A 10725-nucleotide genomic window follows, 5' to 3' on the forward strand; every position below is an offset into this window, starting at 1 on the left:
TAAAAGATCTGCACCAAGTAGGCTTGTAAGATAAGGTTATAGAGCTGTACGGTTTAAATCAAGAGAAGGCTTCTCTATTAAAAAAGAAACCTATGTTTGTCGTAAGAGTTTTATAATTAAACTTTCTACTTCGTTGCAACATGAAATTGTTGTTGCTTTTATAAGACTTTTAAATGGTTTATCCCAAAAGGATTTAATAGAATTCAAAGAAATATTAGAATCCGTTTGCCAAGACCACGCTCTGTAGAGGCACGTTGCAAAATCCTATTCCCTCACTTTTATTCGGGAATCCCTTATATAAAAAAAGATTCGGAAAAACAATAAGTTATTATTACATAAAATTTAATGGTGGGCGATGAGAGACTCGAACTCCCGACATCCTCGGTGTAAACGAGGCGCTCTACCAGCTGAGCTAATCGCCCAATGCAATAGTTAACAATTGGATGTGCACTCTTTAAGGAATTTTTTTTCCAAACGCAAGAATAAAGATAGTATTTTATGATTTTTTTTAAAAAGTGCATAAGCCTTCTTGACATAAACGAATGAAGCCCTTACACGACCGTATATACCAATAATAAATTGGTGAAAGAAGTGTGCGAGTGTAGCTCAGTTGGTTAGAGTGCCGGCCTGTCACGCCGGAGGTCGCGGGTTCGAGCCCCGTCACTCGCGCCATTTCTTGATTCTTTTTTAAATCTTCCACTTAAATATAAGTATCTCATATAAAATATTTAAGGACTAAGAGTCTTAATTTTTAAAAGGAAGATTTTCCTCCTTTTTGCTTGGTTTATAAGAATAGGACTTGCGTCTTTCTTTGCACTGCGTTACCTATGCTTGTGAGAAAAGCATTGCTCGTTGTGTTGTACCTTAGGGATTATGCGAGTAGGATTGATAGAGCAGTTATTATATTTAATATCTGTTCATTTAACAATATGAGGTGGTTGTGTTAATTCAGGTCATTTCATTTAAAGTGGAAGAAGATTATGACTCATTTATTGGGTTCTTATTTACCAGTTTTAATTTTTATTATTGTTTCGGCGGTGATCGCTGGTGTTCTTTTAATTATCCCTTATATTGTGGCTTATCGCTCTCCCGATCCTGAAAAATTATCAGCTTATGAGTGCGGGTTTAATTCATTTGATGATGCGCGCATGAAATTTGATATTCGTTTTTATTTGGTATCAATTTTGTTTATTATTTTTGATCTTGAGGTTGCTTTTCTTTTTCCTTGGGCAGTCTCATTTGATTCGATAGGTATGTTTGGTTTTTGGTCGATGATTGTGTTTTTAGCACTTTTGACTATCGGGTTTATATATGAGTGGAAAAAAGGAGCTCTTGAATGGGATTGATCTCTAACAATTCGGCGATCACTTCTCCTAAACCAAAAGGGGGTATTGATCCAAATACGGGTGATCTTATAGGCTCTAATGATCAATTTTTTCGTGATATTAAATCTGAGTTATCGGATAAGGGTTTTTTGGTTACCTCGACTGATTCTTTGATTACTTGGGCGCGTACAGGTTCTTTAATGTGGATGAGCTTTGGTTTGGCTTGTTGTGCTATTGAAATGATGCAATGTTCAATGCCCCATTATGATAATGAGCGTTTTGGATATGCGCCACGTGCTTCACCCCGCCAATCTGATGTGATGGTAGTTGCGGGGACTCTGACAAATAAGATGGCGCCTGCTTTAAGAAAGGTGTATGACCAAATGCCAGAGCCCCGTTATGTGATCTCTATGGGGTCGTGTGCGAATGGCGGTGGTTATTATCACTATTCTTATTCGGTTGTACGTGGTTGTGATCGTATTGTACCTGTGGATATTTATGTTCCAGGGTGTCCTCCTACGGCAGAGGCACTTTTATATGGTATATTATTATTGCAGAAAAAAATCCGCCGTACTGGTTCCATAGAAAGATAGGGGACGTTGTTATCGTGGTGAATGAATCGTTGGTTGAACTTGCTGCCTATTTAGAGAGTAAATTAGGAGATAAGCTTGAAGAGACCACCCTTGCGTTTGGTGAGTTGACTATCGTGTCGCGTCTGGATGCAATTATAGACGTTTTAATGTTTGTTCGCGATGACTCTCGCTGTCAGTTTATTAATATTACAGATATCAGCGGTGTTGATTATCCTTCTCGTGATAAACGTTTTGATGTATCATACCAATTACTGTCTCCTCGTGAGAATTTGCGCTTGCGTGTTAAAGTGCGTACTGATGAGAACACTCCTGTTGCGTCTGCTTGTTCTGTTTATACTGGAGCGGAGTGGTATGAGCGTGAAGCGTATGATATGTATGGAATTTTATTTTCAGGTCACCCGGATTTAAGGCGGATTTTGACTGATTATGGGTTTGAAGGGCATCCTTTACGTAAAGATTTTCCTGTGACAGGGTTTGTTGAGTGTCGTTATGATAATGAGGTAAAAAGGGTGGTTTATGAGCCTGTTGTTTTGCGACAAGAGATGCGCAGTTTTGATTTTCTTTCTCCTTGGGAGGGAGGGCAATATGTTTCTCCAAGCGATGAAAAAGCAGATGTTAAAAAATGACATTAAGGCTTCTTGAGGTTTGGAGTTAGAGTAATATTTTTTAAATAATTAAATGTTTTCAGTATGGTAATGGTTCTGTTGTTAACATTTGATGTGGGATTATTTAGAAAAGCAAGGGGTTGATTGTGCCTGAGGTCAATGTTCGAAATTTTAATATCAATTTTGGACCGCAGCATCCTGCTGCACATGGTGTTTTACGTATGGTTCTAGAATTGGATGGTGAAGTTGTTGAGCGTGTAGACCCGCATATTGGTTTGTTGCATCGAGGCACAGAAAAACTAATGGAGACAAAGACTTATCTCCAAGCTGGTCCTTATTTAGATCGTTTAGATTATGTGGCTCCAATGAATCAGGAGCATGCTTTTGTTCTAGCTATTGAAAAATTATTGGGTGTTGAGGTTCCTAAACGGGGGCAGCTTATACGTGTTTTGTTTTCTGAAATTGGACGTATTCTGAACCATTTGCTTAATGTGACAACACAAGCGATGGATGTTGGTGCTTTGACACCACCGCTTTGGGGATTTGAACAGCGAGAAAAGTTGATGATTTTTTATGAGCGTGCGTGTGGAGCACGTCTTCATGCAAATTATTTTCGTCCTGGGGGGGTTCATCAAGATTTACCTGAGTCTTTAGTTGAAGATATTGGTCATTTTATTGACCCTTTTCTTGTTGCTCTTGGCAAACTGGATGCACTTGTAACACCCAATCGGATTTTTAAGCAGCGTAATGTGGATATTGGTGTCGTAAGTATCGATGAAGCTTGGGTTCGTGGTTTCTCTGGTGTTATGATTCGTGGAGCGGGTGTGCCATGGGATTTGCGTAAAAGTCAACCTTATGAATGTTACGATGAAATGGAATTTGATATTCCTGTTGGGAAAAATAGCGATTGTTATGATCGTTATCTCATTCGTATGGAAGAAATGCGTCAGTCAGCGAGAATTATGCATCAATGTGTGGATCGATTACTGAGCACTGAAAAAAAAGGACCAGTATCCAGTTTGGATCGTAAAATTGTTCCTCCAAAGCGGTCTGAAATGAAAAGTTCAATGGAAGCACTTATTCATCATTTTAAACTTTATACAGAAGGCTTCCGTACGCCTCCTGGTGAGGTATATGTTGCCGTGGAAGCTCCGAAGGGTGAGTTTGGGGTTTATCTGATTTCTGATGGAACCAATAAGCCTTATCGTGTTAAACTACGTGCTCCCGGTTTTGCTCATCTTCAAGCCATGAATTTTTTAACCCGAGGCCATATGTTGGCAGATGCTACAGCTATCTTAGGCTCGATTGATGTTGTTTTTGGGGAGATTGATCGTTAATGTCCGTACGCCGTCTTGCAGATGATGTTTACCAGCCCGCAAAGTTTTCTTTTACAAAAGAAAATCAGATATGGGTGGAAAATACTATAAAAAAATATCCTATCGGACGAGAGCAGTCTGCTGTTATTCCCTTATTGATGCGTGCTCAAGAGCAAGATGGTTGGGTAACACGTGCTGCAATCGAGCATGTTGCTCAAATTCTTTCTATGGCGTATATTCGTGTTCTAGAGGTTGCAACTTTTTATACTCAGTTTCAACTTAAACCAGTTGGAACAAAGGCACATGTTCAGGTTTGTGGTACAACTCCTTGTATGTTACGCGGCTCTGGTGAATTAATTAAAGTTTGTCAGAAAAAAATTCACCAAGAGCCTTTTGTTACGAACGCAGATGGAACATTATCATGGGAAGAGGTGGAGTGCCTTGGTGCTTGTGTCAATGCTCCTATGGTTATGATTTTTAAAGATACGTATGAAGATCTTACAACTGAGCGTCTCGAAGAAATTATTGATGCCTTTGCTATGGGTAAGGGAGGAGATATAAAAGTTGGTCCGCAAAATAATCGTAAATCATCAGAGCCAGTAAGTGGTTTAACTTCTCTTACTGATGAAAAAGAAAATAAATTACTTAAGTCTTCAAAGAAAAAAGATAAGAAGGATAAGAGAATATAGTAAATGTTTTTCTTGGAAAGATATTTTATTATTTTACCTATTAGGGTGATATTTCATTAAAAGTGAAATCTTTTAAAAAGTATTTAGAAATTGCATTTGAGGAAAAGCTAAAAATGCTACGGGAAATAGAGAAAAAGGTGGGGTATGCTGGCTGATAAGGATCGCATTTTCACCAATATTTATGGTTTAAAAGACAAATCATTAAAGGCAGTAATGTCCCGTGGACATTGGGACGGTACTAGAGATATTATCGAAAAAGGTCGTGATTGGATTATTGATGAGGTGAAGGCATCTGGTTTGCGTGGCCGTGGTGGTGCTGGCTTCCCTACCGGTATGAAATGGTCTTTTATGCCAAAACAAAGTGATGGTCGTCCTCACTACTTGGTTGTAAATGCTGATGAATCCGAGCCTGGAACATGTAAAGACCGTGATATTTTACGGCATGAACCTCATACTTTAATTGAAGGATGTGTCATCGCTACTTTTGCTATGGGGGCAAATGTCGCTTTTATTTATATTCGTGGTGAATATATTCGTGAGCGTGAAGCTCTTCAAGCAGCGGTTGATGAATGTTATGATGCGGGATTGTTGGGGGAAAAAACAAAATATGGTCATGCATGCGATATCATTATTCATCATGGTGCAGGTGCTTATATTTGTGGTGAAGAAACAGCTCTTCTTGAAAGCCTTGAAGGGAAAAAAGGGCAGCCTCGATTAAAACCACCTTTTCCCGCAAATATGGGAGTTTATGGTTGTCCAACAACAGTCAATAATGTGGAATCCATAGCTGTTGTTCCAACAATTTTGCGGCGGGGAGCGTCGTGGTTTTCATCAATTGGACGTACCAATAATGTAGGAACCAAACTCTTTATGGTTTCTGGGCATGTTAACGCGCCTTGCACATTTGAAGAGGCTCTAGGGGTTTCTTTTCGTGAATTAATTGAAAAACATACGGGGGGTATTCGCGGTGGCTGGAGTAATCTTTTAGCTGTTATTCCCGGTGGCGCTTCTTGCCCGGTTGTTCGTGGTGAAGATATGATTGATTCTATCATGGATTTTGATGGAATGCGTGATGTTGGGTCTTCATTCGGTACGGGTGGTGTAATTGTTATGGATAAATCGACCGATATCATTAAAGCAATTTGGCGTATATCGGCTTTTTTTAAACATGAAAGTTGTGGTCAATGCACACCATGTCGTGAAGGCACTGGTTGGATGATGCGTCTTTTAGGGCGTATGGTTGAAGGTAGGGCACAAAAACGCGAGATTGATCTTCTTTTTGAAGTTTCTAAGCAGGTTGAAGGACATACTATTTGCGCACTTGGTGATGCTGCTGCATGGCCTATACAGGGGTTGATTCGTAATTTTCGTCCAGAAATTGAACGTAGAATTGATGATTATACGCGAAATGTCGTTCAAAGGAGAAATATTGCTTTAGAAGCAGTTGGATAAAGAATTTTGTTTAAAAAAAACGAAATACAAGTTTTAAATGGGTTGTCCGCAGGCTGGATGGGTTATGATAAATATCAAAGTTGATGGTAAAGAGATTGAAGTTCCGGATTACTATACGTTGCTTCAGGCGGCTGAAGCAGCGGGTGCTGAAGTGCCACGTTTTTGTTTTCATGAATCTTTATCAGTTGCTGGAAACTGTCGTATGTGCTTGGTTGAAGTTAAAGGAGGTCCTCCAAAACCTCAAGCTTCTTGTGCTATGGGCGTTCGTGATTTGCGGCTAGGTCCTAATGGTGAAGCGCCGGAGATTTTTACGAACACAGAGATGGTGAAAAAAGCACGTGAAGGCGTGATGGAGTTTCTCCTTATTAATCATCCTTTGGATTGTCCTGTATGTGATCAAGGCGGGGAGTGTGATCTTCAGGATCAAGCAATGTTTTATGGACGTGATTGTTCTCGTTATACAGAAAATAAACGTGCTGTAGAAGATAAGTATATTGGGCCACTTGTAAAAACTATTATGACGCGCTGTATTCATTGTACGCGTTGTGTTCGTTTTACAACGGAAGTAGCGGGTATTTCTGAACTTGGGTTGATAGGTCGTGGTGAAGATGCTGAAATTACAACATATCTTGAAAAAGCAATGACATCTGAGTTACAGGGCAATGTTATTGATCTTTGTCCAGTTGGAGCTTTAACTTCAAAGCCTTATGCATTTCATGCACGTCCTTGGGAGTTGATTAAGACAGAGTCAATTGATGTGATGGATGCTTTGGGTAGTGCTATCCGTCTTGATAGTCGTGGTCGTGAAGTTATGCGGATTCTGCCGCGTACAAATGAAGATGTCAATGAGGAGTGGATTTCTGATAAGACTCGTTTTGTTTGGGATGGATTACGCACTCAGCGGCTTGATAGACCATATGTCCGAAAAGATGGAAAATTGCAGCCTGTCAGTTGGACAGAAGCTTTTGCGAAAATTAAAATGGCGATTTCTGACGTCTTACCAGAAAAAATTGGAGCAATTGCCGGAGATCTTGCGTCTGTTGAAGAAATGTACGCACTTAAAACATTGCTTGTTTCATTGAATTCAAAAGTTTTTGACTGTCGTCAAAGAGGAATGGCTTTATCTCCTGAATTGGGACGTTCGAGTTACATTTTTAATCCAACAATTGCAGGTATTGAGCAAGCTGATGCATTACTTATCGTCGGCTCCAATCCGCGCCATGAAGCTGCTGTTTTGAATGCACGTATTTTAAAGCGCCAGCGGATGGGGCAGTTCCCCATAGCGCTCATTGGAGAAAAAGTCGATTTACGTTATCCATATTCTTATCTCGGAGATGGTACTGATGCATTAAGTGCACTTATTCGTGGCGAGGATGCATTTTTAAATGAGTTAAAAGAAGCAAAGAGACCGCTTATTCTTATCGGGGAAGGTGCTCTTTCAGGTAAAGAAGGGCTGTCTGTTTTAAAAAATCTAGCAAAGTTAGCGGATAATATTGGAGCATTGAGTGAAGAATGGAATGGATTTGGTGTTCTTCACAATGTAGCCTCAACTGTTGGAGGGCTGGATATTGGTTTTACGTCTGAACTTGGAATTGAAAATATTATCAAGACCTGTGAAGTTCTATTTTTACTTGGTGCTGATGAAATAGAGTTAGGCAATACAAAGGCTTTTACAATTTATATTGGTAGTCATGGTGATAATGGTGCCCATGCTGCTGATGTTATTTTACCAGCATCTGCTTACACTGAAAAATCAGGACTTTATGTGAATACAGAAGGACGTGTTCAAATGACAAATCGAGCAGGATTTGCTCCGGGTGAAGCAAAAGAAGATTGGGCTATCTTGCGTGCTTTATCAGATATCTTAGGACAAAAACTCCCTTTTGATTCTCTTTCTCAATTGAGACAGCGTTTATTTAATGATTATCCACATCTTTATGCTGTGGATGATATTGTGCCTTCTGATATAACAAACCTTAAAAAGCTTGGCGCGCAAGCGGATGCTTTGAAGCGGCAAACATTTCCTTCTATGGTTAAAGACTTTTATCTGACTAATCCGATAGCGCGTGCTTCTGCTGTTATGGCTGAATGCTCATCTCTTGCAAAGAGTCGTACTACGCATGGTGTAGAGTAAGGGCAGAGGAAAAGAAATAATGATGTATGATTTCTTTATAACGTGGCTGTTGCCATTAATTATTATAATTGGAAAAACGCTTCTCCTTTTAGTTGTTCTTCTTATTTTGGTTGCTTATCTTCTTTATGCAGATAGAAAAATTTGGGCAGCAGTACAATTACGGCGTGGTCCGAATGTTGTTGGTCCATGGGGTTTGTTACAATCTTTTGCAGATTTAATTAAATTTGTTGTTAAGGAGCCTATTATTCCCTCTGGTGCCAATAAAGGTGTTTTTCTTTTGGCGCCTTTCATTTCTGCTACACTTGCTTTATCAACTTGGGCTGTTATTCCAGTCAATGAGGGGTGGGAAATTGCAAAAATTAATGTTGGTTTGCTGTATATCTTGGCTATTTCATCTCTTGAAGTTTATGGCGTTATTATGGGAGGGTGGGCATCGAATTCAAAATATCCTTTCTTAGGGGCTCTTCGTTCAGCTGCACAGATGGTTTCTTATGAGGTCTCCATAGGTTTTGTGCTTGTTACTGTTATTTTGATAAGTGGTTCATTAGATCTTACAACAATTGTTCATAAGCAAAGTTATGGGATTGGTACTGCTCTTGGTCTTCCTTTTAATAGTTTTCTTGATTGGAATTGGCTCGTTCTTTTTCCAATGTTTATTATATTTTTTATTTCTGCGCTCGCTGAGACAAATCGTCCTCCTTTCGATTTGGTAGAAGCAGAATCTGAACTTGTTGCTGGGCACATGGTTGAATATTCTTCAACACCTTATATGCTTTTCTTTCTTGGTGAGTACGTTGCTATTGTTCTCATGTGTGCGCTAACAACGATTTTATTTTTAGGGGGGTGGTTGCCTCTCTTGGATGTTTGGTGGCTTAATTGGGTTCCTGGTATCATTTGGTTTGTTTTGAAAGTTTGCTTTGTATTTTTTTGGTTTGCTATGGTCAAAGCATTTGTTCCACGTTACCGCTATGATCAGCTCATGCGGCTTGGTTGGAAGGTTTTTCTTCCACTTTCATTGGCAATGGTTGTTATAACCGCTGCTTTTTTAAAGTATACTGGTTTCGTTTAAGAGGAGGTTTTACGGTGTCAGGTTTTCTTCAGGCAGCAAAGTCACTTCTTCTATTAGAGTTTTTGAGTGCTTTTTTCTTGGCGATGCGTCAGTTTTTTGCGCCAAAGCCCACAATTAATTATCCTTATGAAAAAGGTTTTGTTTCAGAACGTTTTCGTGGAGAGCATGCTTTGCGTCGTTATCCAAATGGTGAAGAACGATGTATTGCCTGTAAATTATGTGAAGCGATTTGTCCTGCGCAGGCTATTACAATTGAAGCGGGACCAAGGCGTAATGACGGTACGCGTAGAACTGTCCGTTATGATATAGATATGGTTAAATGTATTTATTGCGGTTTTTGTCAAGAAGCTTGTCCAGTTGAAGCTATTGTAGAAGGTCCTAATTTTGAATTTGCGACAGAAACACGCGAAGAACTTTATTATGATAAAGAAAAGCTTTTAATGAATGGAGATCGCTGGGAGCGAGAAATTGCCCAAAATATATTGATAGATGCACCTTATCGTTAAGTGTATCGTGAAATGAAGTGTCGGATTCTTTGTCCGATAAATTTTAATCTGGTATGAACTATTATACCAATTGTTTGATGAGTTAAGGAGAGGCCTATGCTAACAAACCTAGCGGCGGCATTTTTCTATTTGTTTGCTTTTGTTATGCTTGCGAGTGCGGTTATTGTTATTACAGCGCGTAATCCTGTGCATTCAGTCTTGTTTTTAATCTTAGCATTTTTTAATGCAGCAGCTTTATTTTTGCTTGCAGGAGCAGAGTTTCTAGGGCTTCTTCTGCTGGTTGTTTATGTCGGTGCTGTAGCGGTTTTGTTTTTATTTGTGGTTATGATGCTTGATGTTGATTTTGCTGAGTTAAAAAGTGGTGGGCTTCGGTATGCTCCTATCGGAGCTCTTGTTGGAGGCATTGTTGCTATAGAATTAATTTTTGTTTTTATCAGTAGTCATTTTTCCCCAATTCTTAGAATACATATTACACAACCAATGCCAGACTTAGAACAGCGAACAAATACCCAGGCATTGGGTGATATTCTTTATACGGATTATGTTTTCTATTTTCAAATTGCTGGAATCATTTTATTGATTGCAATGATTGGTGCAATTGTTTTAACACTTCGTCATAAGCTGGGCGTAAAGCGACAGTCTATCGCTGCACAAATTTCTCGGACGGTAGAAAGTGCAATTGAAATCAAAAAAGTTGAGTCCGGTAAAGGCATTTAAGGGGGAGGCTATGCACATTGATATTACACATTATCTCATCGTTTCTGCTTTGATGTTTACAATTGGTATTGCGGGCATTTTCCTCAATAGGAAGAATGTGATTATTATCTTGATGTCTATTGAGCTTATATTGCTTTCAGTTAACTTGAATTTTGTTGCATTTTCGGCATTCCTTCATGATCTGATTGGTCAGATATTTGCTTTATTTATCTTAACGGTAGCGGCGGCTGAAGCTGCAATCGGTTTAGCGATTCTTGTCGTTTTTTTCCGTAATCGTGGTTCTATTGCAGTTGAAGATGTTAATGTCATGAAAGGCTGA

At 39.3% G+C, this 10725-nt stretch carries 11 protein-coding genes and 2 tRNA genes; 12 read left to right on the forward strand and 1 reads right to left on the reverse strand.

Annotated features, from left to right (window positions below; all coding sequences use genetic code 11):
- Nucleotides 1-346 precede the first annotated feature (346 nt).
- Nucleotides 347-422 (reverse strand) — tRNA-Val (locus tag ABID23_RS05685).
- Nucleotides 423-595: 173 nt separating this feature from the next.
- Between ABID23_RS05685 and ABID23_RS05690 the strand changes: the two genes are divergently transcribed.
- The 12 genes from ABID23_RS05690 (at nt 596) to nuoK (ending at nt 10725) form a co-directional block, all read left to right on the forward strand.
- Nucleotides 596-672 (forward strand) — tRNA-Asp (locus tag ABID23_RS05690).
- Between the two features lie 308 nt (nt 673-980).
- The gene (locus ABID23_RS05695) at nt 981-1346 is read left to right on the forward strand and encodes an NADH-quinone oxidoreductase subunit A (RefSeq protein WP_354190186.1); all 366 of its coding nucleotides are present in this window, start codon (nt 981-983) and stop codon (nt 1344-1346) included.
- Complete coding sequence (locus tag ABID23_RS05700) at nt 1337-1918, forward strand: NuoB/complex I 20 kDa subunit family protein (protein WP_354190188.1); 582 nt, start codon at nt 1337-1339, stop codon at nt 1916-1918. The genes ABID23_RS05695 and ABID23_RS05700 overlap by 10 nt, the downstream gene beginning before the upstream one ends.
- Before the next feature lie 17 nt (nt 1919-1935).
- Nucleotides 1936-2544: an NADH-quinone oxidoreductase subunit C gene (locus ABID23_RS05705; RefSeq protein WP_354190251.1), complete on the forward strand. Its 609-nt coding sequence runs from the start codon at nt 1936-1938 to the stop codon at nt 2542-2544.
- A gap of 125 nt (nt 2545-2669) precedes the next feature.
- Nucleotides 2670-3860: an NADH-quinone oxidoreductase subunit D gene (locus tag ABID23_RS05710; RefSeq protein ID WP_354190190.1), complete on the forward strand. Its 1191-nt coding sequence runs from the start codon at nt 2670-2672 to the stop codon at nt 3858-3860.
- A complete protein-coding gene (gene nuoE / locus ABID23_RS05715) occupies nt 3860-4528 on the forward strand; it encodes an NADH-quinone oxidoreductase subunit NuoE (protein ID WP_354190192.1) in 669 nt (222 codons plus the stop codon). Before ABID23_RS05710 ends, nuoE begins: the two co-directional genes overlap by 1 nt.
- Before the next feature lie 144 nt (nt 4529-4672).
- Complete coding sequence (nuoF, locus tag ABID23_RS05720) at nt 4673-5980, forward strand: NADH-quinone oxidoreductase subunit NuoF (protein WP_354190194.1); 1308 nt, start codon at nt 4673-4675, stop codon at nt 5978-5980.
- 64 nt (nt 5981-6044) lie between these two features.
- Entirely contained in the window at nt 6045-8114 is a 2070-nt protein-coding gene (gene nuoG / locus ABID23_RS05725) for an NADH-quinone oxidoreductase subunit NuoG (RefSeq protein ID WP_354190196.1), read from the forward strand.
- Between the two features lie 22 nt (nt 8115-8136).
- Complete coding sequence (gene nuoH, locus ABID23_RS05730) at nt 8137-9183, forward strand: NADH-quinone oxidoreductase subunit NuoH (RefSeq protein ID WP_354190253.1); 1047 nt, start codon at nt 8137-8139, stop codon at nt 9181-9183.
- A gap of 14 nt (nt 9184-9197) precedes the next feature.
- Nucleotides 9198-9689: an NADH-quinone oxidoreductase subunit NuoI gene (gene nuoI / locus ABID23_RS05735; RefSeq protein WP_354190198.1), complete on the forward strand. Its 492-nt coding sequence runs from the start codon at nt 9198-9200 to the stop codon at nt 9687-9689.
- Between the two features lie 96 nt (nt 9690-9785).
- Nucleotides 9786-10406, forward strand: coding sequence for an NADH-quinone oxidoreductase subunit J (locus ABID23_RS05740; protein WP_354190200.1), 621 nt, complete (start codon nt 9786-9788; stop codon nt 10404-10406).
- A gap of 10 nt (nt 10407-10416) precedes the next feature.
- Entirely contained in the window at nt 10417-10725 is a 309-nt protein-coding gene (gene nuoK / locus ABID23_RS05745) for an NADH-quinone oxidoreductase subunit NuoK (protein ID WP_354190202.1), read from the forward strand.

Source organism: Bartonella silvatica (assembly GCF_040545155.1).
Lineage (GTDB): Bacteria > Pseudomonadota > Alphaproteobacteria > Rhizobiales > Rhizobiaceae > Bartonella > Bartonella silvatica.